The organism is Collinsella sp. CLA-AP-H1 (genome assembly GCF_040092945.1).
Taxonomy (GTDB): Bacteria; Actinomycetota; Coriobacteriia; order Coriobacteriales; family Coriobacteriaceae; genus Collinsella.
The window spans coordinates 1-14,261 of the sequence record NZ_JBBNKO010000024.1 but is presented as its reverse complement, the minus strand read 5'-3'; the positions used below and the strand labels follow the sequence as shown (position 1 = coordinate 14,261).

Annotated in this window: 13 protein-coding genes; 7 read left to right on the top strand and 6 right to left on the bottom strand. The window is 60.0% G+C overall.

Going from position 1 to position 14,261, the window contains the following annotated elements; genetic code table 11:
- Positions 1–409 precede the first annotated feature (409 nt).
- Together AAAV44_RS09600 and AAAV44_RS09595 are read left to right on the top strand one after the other, a co-directional pair.
- Positions 410–2,230 (top strand): adenine deaminase C-terminal domain-containing protein, encoded by a 1,821-nt coding sequence (locus AAAV44_RS09600; protein WP_349115444.1) that lies wholly within the window; start codon positions 410–412, stop codon positions 2,228–2,230.
- 206 nt (positions 2,231–2,436) lie between these two features.
- Positions 2,437–3,231, top strand: coding sequence for an HAD family hydrolase (locus tag AAAV44_RS09595; RefSeq protein ID WP_349115443.1), 795 nt, complete (start codon positions 2,437–2,439; stop codon positions 3,229–3,231).
- Positions 3,232–3,338: 107 nt separating this feature from the next.
- On the opposite strand, the gene AAAV44_RS09590 is transcribed toward AAAV44_RS09595, so the two are convergent.
- The 6 genes from AAAV44_RS09590 to AAAV44_RS09565 all read right to left on the bottom strand — a co-directional run bounded on the left by AAAV44_RS09590 (position 3,339) and on the right by AAAV44_RS09565 (position 7,948).
- A complete protein-coding gene (locus AAAV44_RS09590) occupies positions 3,339–4,181 on the bottom strand; it encodes a Cof-type HAD-IIB family hydrolase (RefSeq protein WP_349115442.1) in 843 nt (280 codons plus the stop codon).
- An 87-nt stretch (positions 4,182–4,268) separates the two neighbouring features.
- Positions 4,269–5,687, bottom strand: coding sequence for a citrate synthase (locus tag AAAV44_RS09585; RefSeq protein WP_006235288.1), 1,419 nt, complete (start codon positions 5,685–5,687; stop codon positions 4,269–4,271).
- A 77-nt stretch (positions 5,688–5,764) separates the two neighbouring features.
- Positions 5,765–6,052 (bottom strand): ACT domain-containing protein, encoded by a 288-nt coding sequence (locus AAAV44_RS09580; protein ID WP_006235289.1) that lies wholly within the window; start codon positions 6,050–6,052, stop codon positions 5,765–5,767.
- A 396-nt stretch (positions 6,053–6,448) separates the two neighbouring features.
- Positions 6,449–7,156 carry a site-specific integrase gene (locus AAAV44_RS09575; protein ID WP_349115445.1) on the bottom strand — a complete coding sequence of 236 codons (708 nt, stop codon included), beginning with the start codon at positions 7,154–7,156 and terminating at the stop codon, positions 6,449–6,451.
- Between the two features lie 18 nt (positions 7,157–7,174).
- The gene (locus AAAV44_RS09570; protein ID WP_006235292.1) at positions 7,175–7,426 is read right to left on the bottom strand and encodes a helix-turn-helix transcriptional regulator; all 252 of its coding nucleotides are present in this window, start codon (positions 7,424–7,426) and stop codon (positions 7,175–7,177) included.
- Between the two features lie 9 nt (positions 7,427–7,435).
- The gene (locus tag AAAV44_RS09565; protein ID WP_217750269.1) at positions 7,436–7,948 is read right to left on the bottom strand and encodes a DUF2975 domain-containing protein; all 513 of its coding nucleotides are present in this window, start codon (positions 7,946–7,948) and stop codon (positions 7,436–7,438) included.
- 135 nt (positions 7,949–8,083) lie between these two features.
- Here AAAV44_RS09565 and AAAV44_RS09560 point away from each other — a divergent pair, with 135 nt between their 5' ends.
- The 5 genes from AAAV44_RS09560 (at position 8,084) to rpmE (ending at position 14,159) form a co-directional block, all read left to right on the top strand.
- Positions 8,084–10,306 carry a hypothetical protein gene (locus AAAV44_RS09560; protein WP_349115441.1) on the top strand — a complete coding sequence of 741 codons (2,223 nt, stop codon included), beginning with the start codon at positions 8,084–8,086 and terminating at the stop codon, positions 10,304–10,306.
- Positions 10,307–10,311: 5 nt separating this feature from the next.
- The gene (locus tag AAAV44_RS09555; RefSeq protein WP_349115440.1) at positions 10,312–11,052 is read left to right on the top strand and encodes an ABC transporter ATP-binding protein; all 741 of its coding nucleotides are present in this window, start codon (positions 10,312–10,314) and stop codon (positions 11,050–11,052) included.
- 153 nt (positions 11,053–11,205) lie between these two features.
- Positions 11,206–13,020: an ABC transporter ATP-binding protein gene (locus tag AAAV44_RS09550; RefSeq protein ID WP_349115439.1), complete on the top strand. Its 1,815-nt coding sequence runs from the start codon at positions 11,206–11,208 to the stop codon at positions 13,018–13,020.
- Position 13,021: 1 nt separating this feature from the next.
- Positions 13,022–13,366, top strand: coding sequence for a hypothetical protein (locus AAAV44_RS09545; RefSeq protein ID WP_006235302.1), 345 nt, complete (start codon positions 13,022–13,024; stop codon positions 13,364–13,366).
- Positions 13,367–13,733: 367 nt separating this feature from the next.
- Positions 13,734–14,159: a 50S ribosomal protein L31 gene (gene rpmE, locus AAAV44_RS09540; RefSeq protein ID WP_006235303.1), complete on the top strand. Its 426-nt coding sequence runs from the start codon at positions 13,734–13,736 to the stop codon at positions 14,157–14,159.
- Positions 14,160–14,261 lie beyond the last annotated feature (102 nt).

Sequence of the window (14,261 nt, the reverse complement as noted above, 5' to 3'; positions counted from 1 at the left end):
CGCAGCGCACCTCCCCGGTCATGACGTCGAGGGAGACTGCCTTTATCGAGCGGGCGTGGACGTCGAGGCCGACGAAGGTGGTAGTATCGAGCATGGGAGCCCCTTCCATGAATGCGGCGTGGCCGCCGCGGTTGGATTAGACACTCACCATTGTCGGCCTGATCCGCGGTCTTTCATGCAGCAGGGGCTCTCAATGTTTTTATGTCCTGCTCATATCGTCTCTGCCGGCACTTTGGGACACTTCTTGTCATTGGCGAAAAGTAGTCTGTCACCATTGCACCAAGTGGCGTGTGCCGTTAAGCGGAGAGGCGTATTGTTGACCCATCGTTTGGGCATACAATGGCTATTGGTTTGCTGCGGTGAAGGTCTGTCCGCTCCGCAGCTTTTTTCTACGGTTAAAGGAGTATGTATGTCCGTTGAGGTCATGAGGTCTGTGATCGAGGCCGCCGAGGGCCGCGTGCCCGTCGACACGCTGTTTATCAATGCGCAGATTGTCGACGTGTATGGCCAGCGTGTGGCGCCCGGTAGCGTTGCCGTCAAGGACGGTGTAATCGTCGGCGTGCTCTACGATGGTCGCGACGATGCCGCCGGCACCTACGAGGCGACCGAGGTCATTGACTGCCAGGGCCGCTATCTCGCCCCCGGCTTTATCGACGGACATCTGCACATTGAGTCCTCGAACATCCGTCCCGCCGAGTATGCGCGCATGGCGGCGACGCGCGGTACCACCACCGCCATTGCCGACAGCCACGAGATCGCCAACGTGGCGGGGCTCGACGGCTTGCGCTTTATGATCGAGGACGGCCGCCGCGCACCCATCTCCATCAAGTACATGATGCCTTCGTGCGTGCCCGCGCTGCCCGACGAGCAGGCCGGTGCCGTTATTTCGGCTGCCGATATGCAGGCGTTTTTTGCCGAGCATCCGGGCGATGTCTTTGGTCTGGGCGAAATGATGAACTTGCCGGGCGTCTTTATGGCCGACCCCGAGACCTGTGCTCGCATCGATGCTGCCAACCAGACGCCGTCCAAACAGGTTGACGGCCACGCGCCGCTCGTTGCCGGTAAGGACCTCAATGCCTATGCCGCAGCGGGCATTATCGCCGACCACGAGTCGACGATTCCCGAGGAGGCACTCGACAAGCTATCCCGCGGCATGTATGTGATGCTGCGTGAGGGCACGTGCAGCCACGACCTGGCCAATTTGTCCCCGATGCTGCTGGAGAATCCTGCCCGCGCCCGCCGCTGCTGCTTTGCGACCGACGATCGCGCTCCCTCCGATGCTCTTTCGACCGGCATGATCGACAATGCCTGCCGCGTGGCTATCGAGGCCGGTATCGACCCCGTGGTCGCCATCTCTATGGCGTCCCTTTCCACGGCTGAGGCATTTGGCCTGGACCACGGCTGCCGCGACCCGCACGAGCTCCGCGGCGCGATCGCTCCGGGCAAGCGCGCCGACCTGCTGGTGCTCGATGACCTGACCTTTGCCACGGCCCCGCATCGCGTATATGCCGCCGGTGCTCTGGTGGCGCAGGATGGCACCTTTGTGGGCGAGATCGCACCCGAGACGGCCGAGGTCGCAGCGCTTGCCGATGAGCTGCGTGCTTCCGTTAAGCTGCCGAAGCTATCGCTCGACGTGTTCGACTATGCCTTTAAGCCGGGCGAGGCGGTTATCGATGTGATCCCGGGCATGGCTATCACGGGCATGGTCCGTCCCGAGAGCGCCGAGGACTTGCGTCGCATTATGCTTATCGAGCGCCATGGCCGCGGCGTGTCGCTGCAGGCCGAGGGCGCCGATGGCGACGGTCCCGCCGGCATGGGCCTGGTCGGCAAGCATATCGGTCGCGGCTGGGTGCGCGGTTTCACCATCACGGGCGGTGCCATTGCCTCCACGATCGGCCACGACTCGCACAACGTGTGCGTGGTGGGCGACAACGCTGCCGATATGATGACTGCCGTTGAGGCCGTGGACCAGGGCGGTCACGTACTGGTGCGCAACGGCGAGGTCGTGGCTCGTATTCCTCTGGCGCTCGGTGGCCTTATGAGCGAGGGCACGGCCGAGGACGTTGCCGCGCAGCACGACGACTTTATGGTCAAGGCGCGCGCCATGGGTATTGAGCCGCCGCTCGACCCCATCATGGGCATCATCTTCCTGCCCCTGCCGGTCATCCCGACGCTCCGCATCCGCCCCGAGGGCATGTTCGACGTTACAACCTTCACCTACGCCGACTAGTCATCGGGGACGTTCTTAAACGACTAGTCATTGGGGACGCTCTTTGGCGGGCTGCCTGACGCCGCGACCGTAGGGCCTCTGGCATGTGTGAGCTATTTGCCAGGTCCTTGTAACGTTTACGCCCGCGGAGTCTTATTTGAGCTCCCTTTGGGTACGTTGGAATCGGATACGCGTTCGATTCCAACAAGCCCGAAGGGAGCTTTTCTATGTTTAAACTGATTGCATCCGATATGGACGGCACACTGCTTGACGAAAACGGCCAGGTGCCTCCCGAGACCTACGAACTGATTCTGGCGCTACACGAGCATGGTGTGCATTTCGCTGCATCGTCAGGTCGTCGCTACGATCGCCTGTGCGAGTTCTTTGCGCCCGTTCGCGACAAGATGGACTTTGTCGCCGCTAACGGCGCCCAGGTCTACGCCGACGGTAAGATGGTAGACCGTGAGGTGTATTCCCACCTGGCGATTCGAAGGCTCGCCCAAGCCGTCAGGACGTTTCCCAATCTGCATCTTGCGCTCTTTGACCGAACCAAGTCCTTCCTGCTCGATGACGAGTGCAAGTTCGTGCGTGAGGTCGATAAGGACCTTCCCAATGCCGAGCGCATTTGGGAGCTGCCCGATCCCAGCGTAAATATCATCAAAGCGAGTATCTTTTGCGACGACAGTGCGGTTATGGACAGTGCGTACGTGCTACAGCGCGAACTTGGTCAGCTCTTTACTTTTGCGCCTTCGGGCAACGCGTGGATCGATGCCATGCAGCCTGGTGTGTCGAAGGCCTCGGGTATCGCGCAGCTCGTGGAGCATTACGGCATTGGTCGCGACGAGGTCATGGCGTTTGGCGACTCGATGAACGACTACGAGATCATTCGCTTTGTCGGCACGGGCTGCGCGATGGAAAACGCGCGCCCCGCGCTTAAAGCGGTGGCCGATCGCGTCGTAGGCTGCAACCGCGACCACGCCGTTCAGCATGAGCTCCGTCGCGTGCTGGAGAGTCTCTCCTAATCCGGCAGATGGGGACGTTCCTTTTCTGCCGACAGTGGGGGACAATCCTTGCAGCTTTTTGCGAAGAGTGTCCCCAACGACTAGTCGTTTAAGAACGTCCCCAATGACTAGGCGAGGGCGGCCATGAGGGTGCTGGCGACGCCGTCGTGGTCGTTGTCGTATTCGGTAATGGCGTCGGCGGCCTCGCGATCTTCGGGCTCGGCGTTGATCATGGCCATGCCATGGCCCGCTGCCTGCAGCATGGGGATGTCGTTGATGTTGTCGCCGAACGCCCAGGCGTCGGCGAGACGCTCGCCCAGATGCTCACACAGCCACGTAAGGGCCGTCCCCTTGGTGGCGCCCTCACCCATGACCTCGATATTCATGGCGTACGAACGCGTGACCTCAATGCCTCCGAGCGTGTCGAGCTCTGCTGCGATGGCGTCGCGATCGGCCGGGTCGTGCCAGTACATGGCGATGCGTTCGAGCGTCTCGACCTCGTCGATCTTGCTGTCGATATCCATGTCGATCGGTGTTCGTGTGCGCTTGAGCGAAGCTGCGATGTGGGGGTCGCCGCCGCAGAACTCATCCAGGCGCGTGTAGAGCGAGCGGGGGAGGAAGCACTGCCCGTCCGCGAAGATATCGAAGGTCACATCGTGGCCGGCGGCGATGCGGCGGATGCGATGGGCAATGCCGCAATCGAGCGGTCGGCTCAAGATGCACGTGGCGCGCGAGGCGTCGGTGGGCGTATCCTCGTCGAGCTGCCAGACGCTGGCGCCGTTGGCACAGACCGCGTAGTGCACGGCGGGATGGGCGAGAATGGGCTCAAAGATGCCCGACAGTGGACGTCCCGTGCAGGGAACAAACTCGATGCCACGACGTGCGAGCTCGTCGAGCATCGCCCAGGTGGCATCGCTCATCTGCTTATCGCTCGTCAACAGCGTTCCATCCATATCGGAAAACACAATCATTTGATGCAGCCCTTTCTGCTGGCATAAAAAGCGTGGCCGAGGGCGGTGATTCCCTGGCCACGCTCGAGTTCTATAACGGTCCGCGTCCTAGCGGTCGGCGAGCGGCTTGTACTCCAGCGGCTCGATCACCGGACGATAGGCGGGGCGGATGATACGGTGCGCGCAGAAGAGCTCTTCCATGCGGTGTGCCGACCAGCCGGCCATGCGGGCGACGGCGAATAGCGGCGTAAAGAGCGTCTCGGGCACGCCGAGCATCTTGTAGATAAAGCCCGTGTACAGGTCGATGTTGGCGCAGATGGGCTTGGTCATGCCGTGGTCGCGCATGACCTGGGGTGCCAGGCGTTCGATGCGCTCGATGAGTGCGAACTCTTCGCCCAAGTCCTTCTTGGCTGCCAGCGAGCGCGCGTAACGGCGGCAGACCTCGGCGCGCGGGTCGCTGAGCGTATAGACGGCGTGGCCCATGCCGTAGATGAGGCCCGTGCCGTCGAAGGCCTGCTTGTCGAGGATCTTGCCCAGGTAGGCCGCGACCTCGTCCTCGTCCTCCCAGTTGGAGACATGCGCGCGGATGTCCTCATGCATAGACACGACCTTGGCATTGGCACCGCCGTGGCGCGGGCCCTTGAGCGAGCCGATAGCCGCGGCGTAGGCGGAATACGGGTCGGTGGCCGAAGATGACAGCACGCGGCAAGCGAAGGTGGAGTTGTTACCGCCGCCGTGCTCGGCATGCAGCATGAGCATAACGTCGAGCAGCATCGCCTCATCGCGGGTGAATGCCATGCCGCCGCGCAGGACCTGTAGGATGGTCTCGGCGGTGGAGAGACCGGGCGTGGGGTGCGGCACGTGAACCTCGGAGCCGCGAAGCTTGGCGACCGAGGCCATGTGTGCGAAGGCGGCAATGCGCGGGAGACGTGCGAGCATGGAAATGGCGACGTCGATTTCGTGCTCGGGCGTGATTACGTCTGGTTCGGCATCGAAGGCGTAGAGCAGCAGTACGGCGCGCTGGAGCACGTTCATGATGCTCGACGACACCGTGGTCATAGGGAACTCTTTAACGTACTCGTCGCTCAGATGTCTAAAGGCGCCCAGGCGCTCGCAAAAGCCGTCGAGCTCTTCCTTGTTGGGCAGCGAGCCCGTGATAAGCAGATAGGCGACTTCTTCGTAGCCGTAGCGATTCTCGGCCTGGGCATTGTTGACCAGATCCTCGATGCTGTAGCCGCGAAGCGTGAGCTTGCCCTGATCGGGCACGACCTTTCCGTCGACCTTGTTGTAGCCGTGCACATCCGAGATACGAGTGAGGCCCGCGACCACGCCCGAGCCGTCGGCATTGCGCAGGCCGCGCTTGACATTGTGCTCTTCGAACAAGCCCTCGTCATAAGGGTCGGTCGGCAGGCCGTGGTAGAGGCTTTCGCTCTCAGACGAAATCTGGCGGCTTGCTTCGTAATCCAGAACCAGTCGGCTCAAGTGGTCATCGAAGCGGTAATAGATTTTCTTGGCGTCGTAGGCCATGCGCGCTCCTCTCCGGGCCGCATCGGGGTGGCTTGCATGGGCATGCGCGCGTCAGGCTATCCCCAGCGGCTTGTTCGCTACAGGCGGTACATAAAGTTAAAGACGTCCTCGCGCTGGATGGACACGTTGACGCCCGAAAGCTCGCCGGCCTCGGCCAGGGCCTTCTGCAGCTCGGCGAAGTCGAGCTTGGACTCGGCGGTATCGGCCAGCATGGTCATGGTGAAGATGTCCTCGATAATGGACTGCGTGATGTCGCGGATGTCGACGTTGGCCTCGCCCAGGACACGGGTGACGCCGGCGACGATGCCGGGGCGGTTCTTGCCAAGGACGGTGATGACGATACGGGAGGACGAGATCTCGGCCATGGGAAACCCTTTCGCGTGATTGCGGCGCGCGCGGGGCGCTCCGCTACGGTACAGTGTTCATCATTGTACCTGTCTGGCGCAAAAAAGGCGCGCTCGCTGCGGCGTTACATGCCTGCAACATGAGCGTAAGGGGGAAGGCCGTACGGGGAAGAGCCGTCTGGCGCGTGTCCGGCTCGTGTTGGGTTGATTTCCGATCTCAGCCGAACACATTGAGCGGACAGGCCGTTCCCGCAGTCAGCCGAACGCCTCCGACGGCTGATTCCGAACTGGAAGCGGAGGGCATCTCCGCCCTTCGGTAGGGGATACCGCTCCGCGGCGCATGCCGCGGGCGGCGCCCCTATCGGACCACCGTGACCTCAGTTGGGATGGGCCCAGCACTGCCGCGTACTCGGTGAGCTAGAGCCAACTGTTCGTCTTCACGTCGCGTATGGCGATATTTCGGTCGTCCGGCTCGGTGATGCCGTAGCCGAACGCCTGGAGCGTCTCGATGGACTCCTGGATCCTCTGTTGGAACATGGGACCCGGATCGACCCTCGGCCCGAGGTGCCCGCGCCAAAGGCACGGCGTGGCGCGCAGCATGTTATGGATTTTGGAGATGGGCTCGATGTCGGCGTAGACGTTGAGCGTCGCCATGGCGTCCTTGTGGCCGAGGATCGATTGGAGCGCCTTGATATCGCCGCCTTGGCGGATCCACTGCGTTGCGAACGTGTGGCGAAGGCCGTGGAACGTGATCAGCTCGTCGTTGGTGCCCATGAGGCCGTTGGTCTCCGAGAACGTCTTGAACGCCCTGCGGATATAGCTTGTCGTCGCGAAGGTCGCGCCCGGCTCCGACAGGATGTAGCAGTCCCCGATCTCGACCGTCCCGGTAAGGCCGCGCAAGCGCAGCTTTCCGCAGTCGATCTCGTGGGTCTCCTTCAGGAAGGGGAGTAGGCCGACCGGGTCGATGGGGATACCCCTGGCGTCATGGGTCTTGGTGTCCTTGATGAACGAACCCATTCCCTTCGCGTACGCCACCGAGTGTCTGATCGAGATCAGGCCCGTCTCGAAATCCACATCGCACCACCGAAGGCCGCAGACCTCGCCGATTCGCATCCCCGTGTGCAGGGCGAGTACGACCGCCCTCTAATCCTCGGCGGACCAATCGAGTCCGAACTCCTTTCGGGCATCCTCTTCGCTCATGACTTCGAGAAGGTCTCCGGGTTGGCAACGAAGGGCGAGGCATAGCTGCTCGAGTGTGTTGAAGCGAATGCCGCGAATATGCCCTTTTTTAATACGGGACAGGTTCACGGGCGTGGTTCCAATCCTTTCGGCAAGTTCGTTCGAGGAAATCTTTCGCTCGGCCATGATCTTGTCGAGGCGAACAATTACGGGCATGGCGTTTCCTTACGCAATCTCGTCGGAGTCGAGGTGCAGCTCTCGGGCGTACAAGAAGAGCTGGGAAAGCATGAACAGGACGATGCCGAGAACCAGAGAGGTCCAATCGAATGATGAAGCGATCTCTTGGGCGCCGACGGCCCCCTCGCCGCCAAACATCGAAACGGAGGTTTTGAGTGAGCCGGCGTAGAGGCTGGTGGCAGCTTGAACAACGAAGAGAATGCCGAGCACCTTCAAGCATGTCGCAGACCCTTTCTTGAAGGGGTCTCCGCTCTTGATCGTCCACACGAGAACGGCGCTGAGGATGGTCGTAGCGATACCGATGACGGCAGGGACCAATGTCGAGATCGCAAGGGCTGGATACGCGGGGGAGTCTGCAATTACAGGGTTGTCGAGCACTTCGATTGCTGGCTTTAAGGAGAACGCCACTTGTGCGATGGCGGTGGCGCAAAGGGTCGCAGAGGCTATCGCACATGCGATGCGGAAGGAATGAAGCCGGGGAGTGCGATTGTCGGAACTCATAATAACCTCCGAAGAATTTAAAAAACTCAGGTTACTTTTTAACAGTTTATGTTAAATTGACTTTGCCGGCAAGTAATAAGGGCCGAGCATTTTGTTCGGCCCCTCTGTTCCGACTGGATGAGGTTAAGGTTGGCGATGAATATGCTCAAAATCTCGAAGGCGATCTTTAGGTCGCTTCTCTCCTCCAGGTCGCTCTGTGTTGTCGTTGTTGCGTTGATGGTTCTTTGTGCTCTGCCCGTCTTCAGGAGCGCGGCTGGCATCGACGGACGGGTCGAATACCTCGAGTCGGGAATAACCCGTGTTGAGCAGGAATTGTCAGCATCCTATGCGGATGCGCTTGTGAATGCGGGGGAGGACGGTGTCTATACCTCTTCATCGAGCATGCCCGCGCTTCTGTACCCTCTTGCCGCGGGACGTCTTATCTTGGCACCGCTCTCTCCCCTACTTCCGTTTCTGCAGATATCGGATGGAGAGTACACCTATTATGACGGATCGAAGGAGTACTTGCTATGGGTCGCAACGGCCGTTGCCGTCTCGTTCCTTGCCGCGCGTCTTAACAAACGTGAAAAGCTCATCATCCAGGCACCGATGGGCGAGCTGGGTAGACTTGTTGCATCGAGCGTATGGGCGAGTGTTTTTGCAATGCTTGCCGTCCTCGCCATCAATCTTCCAGGGATAATCGCCGCGCTTGTGAAGAATGGCCCGGGCTCGCCGTTCTATCCGATAGGCTACATTCAATATGCGACTCCGGTTATCAAACCGGCTTGGCTGGTGTTCGCGCAGACGGCCATCTTGCAATTCTTGGTGGCAGCGTTCATCTCGCTTGTCGTTCACCTTGCCGTGAAGATTGCCAATAACCCTACGCTTGGAATCGTGTTCGTATGTGCCCTGATGGGGGTGACGATGGTTCCCGGGTATTACGGAAGATCCATCGCTTTACGTGAGTTCGCCCTGTTGAATCCCCTTACGTATGCGAACACTGAGTTGACCGTCGGCGTCTATAGCCCGTACCCGACAACGCAGATAGTGAATCTGCCTGGACTTTGCTTCGAGCGTGGCGCGATTGCCCTCGTATGCGCAATCGGGATCGAGGTGCTGGCAATTAGCCTGCTTTGCGTTGCTGGAAAGAGCGGCTGCGCGTGCCCGATATCCCCGATTTGTCTTGAGAGAGGTTCCTTCACTGCATCGAGAACGGCAACTCGTTCGAGCGCTTGTGCCTCCGCCGTTGCATACGTAAGAACGATGGGGAAACTGCTCCTGCGTTCTCCTACCCTCGCCGTATGCGCGATTGCAATGTCGACGACGATGCTGGCCCCGGCTCTGGTCGAGATGTTTCCTGACGCTGATAACGTTTCCGCTGTTCGGTATAGGGATGGGGAGCTCCGTTCAATAGATCGGTATCTAGAGCAGAACGCTGCGAATATGGACGTCGAGGGCAAAGCGGCCCTGGAAGACATGCGGGATGCTCTTTCGGGTTTCGTGTACGCGCCTATGCCTGCGGAGGGGTTTCGAAGCCTTGCGACGTACGAGCGCGCTCGAGGTGAGCTGGGCGCGGCAGATGCGACTCTCCTGCAATCGATCGGAATCGAGCCGGAGACTCCTTCTCGTGCGGAGGCGCGCGCCCTTCTGCTTGAGTCGATCGCGAGCTTGCCGGACCCCAAGGTTTACGAGTTAAGTACGAAGATGCCCCCATTAATCCTCCTTTCGTATCTCCAGGCAGCGCTTCCCTCCTTATTTTTGCTGTTGCCCGTGGTTGTCGCATCGCTCGCGTGCACCCACCTGCAGTGTCGTTCCCTTCTGGTTCTCCAGATCCCCGCAACAGCGCATGTGCGTTTTCTGACGGCTGTTGCGCTGGCTCTCCTGCTTGGCTTGGTGCTGCTTTTGGTGTCGATGGTTCCCGCTGTCGTTGTGTCCGTGATTAAGAACGGTGCGGGTGGATCGGAGTATCCCGTCGCTCTCATTCGGGCGGGAGCTTCGACAACGTCCACGGTGGGGGAGGCGGTGTTGTGCAGTATTCCGTTGCTGGTCATGGCATACGGCGTGATTTCCGTCGTCGCTGCGTTGACAGCAGCGATTAGCCGCAACCCCGTTGTCACCGGAATGGTTTGCGCGGTTCTCTTGGTGTTGGGTTCGTTGAGCGCTCATGTTGAAAGCGTGGGCATGGGCGTCGCGCTGCTGGCTCCATTCGCCTCGTTTGATTCCGCTTCCCAGGTGGGGACGATTGGGTTCCTTGGGCGAGGGACGAACGCGATGCCTTTTGGAGAGGTCGTCGGCGCATCGGGCGCTCTGCTGGTGGTCTTGGGCGCCGTATCTCCGTTGATGGTGCGCCTGAGTGTTCCAAAGATCGAAAGGGGATGATCTCGATGATTGACCTTCAAACGCTGACGATCTCTTATGGAAAGAAGATGCTCGTAGATTCGGTGAACGCTGAGTTTGCCCCGGGTACGGTCTACGGTCTCGTCGCTCCGAACGGGCATGGAAAGACGACGTTGCTGCGTGCGATGGCAGGTTTGCCGGGTCCTCGCGTGGACGGGAGCATCGTTCTGGATGAGGTGCAGGGTACGGGTGCGAGAGAGGTCCGTTCTATGATCTTCTATGCACCTGGTGAGGGGACGCTGCTGTATCCCGGATTGCGTGCGGAAGATCACCTCAAGATGGTTTGCGATATGTGGCCGCATGCTCGCGATATCGAAGAGATAGTGGAACAAACGCAGATAGGTGAGTTCGCGAAGATGAGGATCCGCACTCTGAGCCAGGGCATGAAGCAGCAGCTTACCCTGGCGATTGCGTATGCGACGGGCGCGCGGTACCTTCTATTAGATGAGCCCATGAACGCGCTCGACCCCAGCAGGGTGGACTTGCATTCCGAGATTCTCAGGAAGCTGGCCGATTCTGGTACGTGCATCATCATGTCATCCCACATCTTGGATTCGGTCGATAGGCTGTGCGATGAGATTCTGTTTTTGAAGGATGGGAGGCTCATTAGAAGCATTCCGCAAGATGATGCTGCGCCGAAGTCTCCTGGATCCCATTTCGCAAAGCCTGCCGGACGCGCCGAGGGTGCGCTAAGCACGTATCGGCGACTCTACGAAAAGGGCGGGTAGAAATGCAAGTTAAAAATCTATGTGGCCAATGTGATACCGTTGAACCCGCGTATCGATACCGCTCAGCCATTCGCCTCGCCCCCGTCGCACGTATCTTCATCCGGTCTGTTACTTTTAATCTAACAGTTCTTTGAGGAACGTAGGTGCTTCCAAATGTACTGTCGACTTCTTCTCAAACTAATCCTAAGAGACAAGGCCGTATGGATTTGTACGCTCGTTCTCGCTGCAGCCTTCTCCGTCCCCATTGCGTTCAATTCACCCATCTACGGCCCCTTCTTTATGAAGCAGGGCATGCAGGGCTTTGTCGACGCATTCAATACGCGCGCGCCCCAGGCCAGCGGCACAGACCTATCGCCAGAGCAGCAAGATGACGCTGAGCTTGCAAGATACGCGAACGCCGCCCTCGCCGCTCAAACCGACGCCGCCTTTCTCGACTCTGCCGAGAGCTACTACGCGCTCATGGACGAGGGCTTCCAATCCGGGTCCATCGTGGGGGACCAGGAGACCAATGACGCAGAGCTCGCATATTGCCGTGCCCTGAGCAGCTCCGGCATCGCGGATATCCCGGCCTCCGCAAACGACCTGCCGTTCCTCTCCTTCCTGCCCTACGCCATTGCCCAGGCGCCGTCCTTCCTTCCCTTCATCCCCTTCCTTCTCTCGTCGATACTCGTGCTCGGCGCCACAAGGCCCGGGACCCTGGCGGCAAAGGCGCCCGTGCCCAAATTCCGGCGCCTTATCCAAACCGTGTTTTCGATAATCGCCGCGGGGACCGCGATGCTCCTCGCCGGCCTCGCACCCGGGGGCATTTACGCCTTGGCCCTAAACGGCTTCGGGCAGATCGGGTACCCGATCGCCTTCTTCCATGACGGCGCGCTCACTACCACGACCGCGGGAAACGTCTTCACGACCATACTTCTCGCGCTGCTCGCGGGCGGAACCTTGATATCCGTTTGCTCCGCCGTCCTATCGACCGCAACGAGGCGCGTCTTCGTGGGCCCCCTTACCTCCGCGCTGCTTGTCGCGGCCCCGGCATTCCCGTTACTGTCCGATTCGGCACTGGGGCATAATGCCGCGCTCGAGCTCCTGCCGCTGGCCGTGTTCTCGCCTATCGAGGCAACGGGTTACGTAGGATGCTTCCCGACAGAATTCATTGGCTCCGGTTCGGGCGGCGCATCGATGCTTGCCGTGGCCCTGGTATACGTCGCGGTCCTTTTCGCGGTCGGCGCCGTTGTGACGCGTTCGCCCAAACAGGCTGGACCCGCTAAAAAGCACCATGGGCTCGAGCTCCTGGACGTGAGCGTGGGATACGGGAGCACGACGATACTTTCGATCGGATCGCTTTCCTTGGGCCCGGGAACGGCGGCGGGGCTCGTCGCTCCCAACGGCTCGGGGAAAACCACCCTTCTTGAAGCGCTGTCGGGCCAATTTCCCACCCGCATCCGCTCGGGAAGCCTGTTGGCAGACGGAATCTACCAACGTCGATCAGCCGAATTTGCAGAACTCGTCTACCTGAGCTCTTCGGGCGGCGCGGATCTCTACCCCACGCTATCGGCCCGCGAGCACCTCTCTTTCGTTAGGGAGGCGTGGAAATCGGCCGCCGACATCGACTCGCTCTGCGACTCCCTCGGAATCTCCCCATATCTCGACAAGCCGACCCGTAAACTCTCGACAGGAATGAAGCAGCAGGTAAAGCTTGCCATGGCGATATCGACCGATTGCCCGTACCTCATCCTCGATGAACCGCTGAACGGCCTCGATCCGGGAAAGCGGAAAACCTCCTGCGACGCGATGCGCAGCGAGGTGGCGCGGGGACGAAGCGTGCTCATCTCAAGCCATCTGCTCGACGACCTGGCAGACCTCACCGACTCGTTCTACTTCATCGAGGCCGGCACGCTCGTGGAAAAGATCAAGTCGTCCTCGCAGACGCTCAAGCAGGAATACCTCGATACATACGAGGGAGGTGAATGACATGAAACTATTTGAACAGCTGAAGTCCAATGCGTCGCGCATGGCTGTCTACGCCATCCTCGTGGCAACGGCTTTATGCGGAATCGCGGCACCCGTCTATGCGCTCAACGGGGAGAAAGGCGATGTCGAACCCGCGTACATGGCTTCGACGGTTAAGGACCGGTACAAAGCCTTCTCTGGAGACACGTTTTACGTAGCAGAGTACGACACGACCTACCGTCAGCTTCGCTACAACAAGGGCTACGACTATCTAGGCGCAGAGGCAATCAGCTATACGTCGGGTTGGTACCGCTCCAACTATGGACACATAACCCAGTTCAAGTGTAACTACCGTGTGTACAACTAAAGCAACCGGCCGGGACGAGGGGTGACGCAAAAGCGTCGCCCCTCGTTTTTAACCATGTCAACTGAACCTAGTTCAGTTTGGTTGATTTCCGATCTCAGCCGAACACATTGAGCGGAAAGGCCGTTCCCGCAGTCAGTCGAACGTCCCCGGGGCCCTTCTCAGGCCCCGGGGACGGCATTTTCCCAGTTGAAGGAACGGTGGAGATGTGTTTCGATGGGTCAGATTCGTGTCGTTCCGAAAAGACCGTGAACCTTTTGTGGGACACGCGGCGCCGTGGTACCATAGCCGAGTTTGTTGTCTTGGTCGGAAACCAAGACGCCTTATGCGCTGATCGGTAACCAGCGCCTGACCAATAAGGAGTCCTACCATGAAGCAGGGTATCCATCCCCAGTATGTCGAGTGCACGGTGACGTGCTCCTGCGGCAACACCTTCAAGACGCACGCTACCGTGTCCGAGATGAAGGTCGAGCTTTGCAACGAGTGCCACCCGTTCTACACCGGCCAGCAGAAGTTCGTCGACACCGGTGGACGCGTCCAGCGCTTCGCCGACAAGTTCGGTGGCGCCGCTGCCGCCCAGCTCAAGAAGGCTGAGGAGGCCAAGGCCGCCAAGGCCGCCAAGGCTGCTGAGGCCGAGGCCGCTCGCAAGGCCGCCGCTGAGGCTAAGGCTGCCGAGAAGGCTAAGCGTGCCGCTAAGTTCGCCGAGGAGGCTGCCAAGCAGGCTGCCGAGGCTCCCGCAGAGGCTCCCGTCGAGGAAGCCGCTGCCGAGGCCGAGACCACCGAGGCTGCTGAGTAAATAGCTCGCCGAGCAAACACTCGCATTCATGGCTAAAGGGCCGCGTATCCATCTGGGTGCGCGGCCCTTTTCTTTTGGCTCTGTTAGACCAGGATTGAGATC

Excerpts from the sequence above, each read along its gene's own strand:
- AAAV44_RS09600 (WP_349115444.1), top strand. The coding sequence starts at position 410 with ATGTCCGTTGAGGTCATGAGGTCTGTGATCGAGGCCGCCGAGGGCCGC.
- AAAV44_RS09595 (WP_349115443.1), top strand. The coding sequence starts at position 2,437 with ATGTTTAAACTGATTGCATCCGATATGGACGGCACACTGCTTGACGAA.
- AAAV44_RS09590 (WP_349115442.1), bottom strand. The coding sequence starts at position 4,181 with ATGATTGTGTTTTCCGATATGGATGGAACGCTGTTGACGAGCGATAAG.
- AAAV44_RS09585 (WP_006235288.1), bottom strand. The coding sequence starts at position 5,687 with ATGGCCTACGACGCCAAGAAAATCTATTACCGCTTCGATGACCACTTG.
- AAAV44_RS09580 (WP_006235289.1), bottom strand. The coding sequence starts at position 6,052 with ATGGCCGAGATCTCGTCCTCCCGTATCGTCATCACCGTCCTTGGCAAG.
- AAAV44_RS09570 (WP_006235292.1), bottom strand. The coding sequence starts at position 7,426 with ATGCCCGTAATTGTTCGCCTCGACAAGATCATGGCCGAGCGAAAGATT.
- AAAV44_RS09565 (WP_217750269.1), bottom strand. The coding sequence starts at position 7,948 with ATGAGTTCCGACAATCGCACTCCCCGGCTTCATTCCTTCCGCATCGCA.
- AAAV44_RS09560 (WP_349115441.1), top strand. The coding sequence starts at position 8,084 with ATGAATATGCTCAAAATCTCGAAGGCGATCTTTAGGTCGCTTCTCTCC.
- AAAV44_RS09555 (WP_349115440.1), top strand. The coding sequence starts at position 10,312 with ATGATTGACCTTCAAACGCTGACGATCTCTTATGGAAAGAAGATGCTC.
- AAAV44_RS09550 (WP_349115439.1), top strand. The coding sequence starts at position 11,206 with ATGTACTGTCGACTTCTTCTCAAACTAATCCTAAGAGACAAGGCCGTA.
- AAAV44_RS09545 (WP_006235302.1), top strand. The coding sequence starts at position 13,022 with ATGAAACTATTTGAACAGCTGAAGTCCAATGCGTCGCGCATGGCTGTC.
- rpmE (WP_006235303.1), top strand. The coding sequence starts at position 13,734 with ATGAAGCAGGGTATCCATCCCCAGTATGTCGAGTGCACGGTGACGTGC.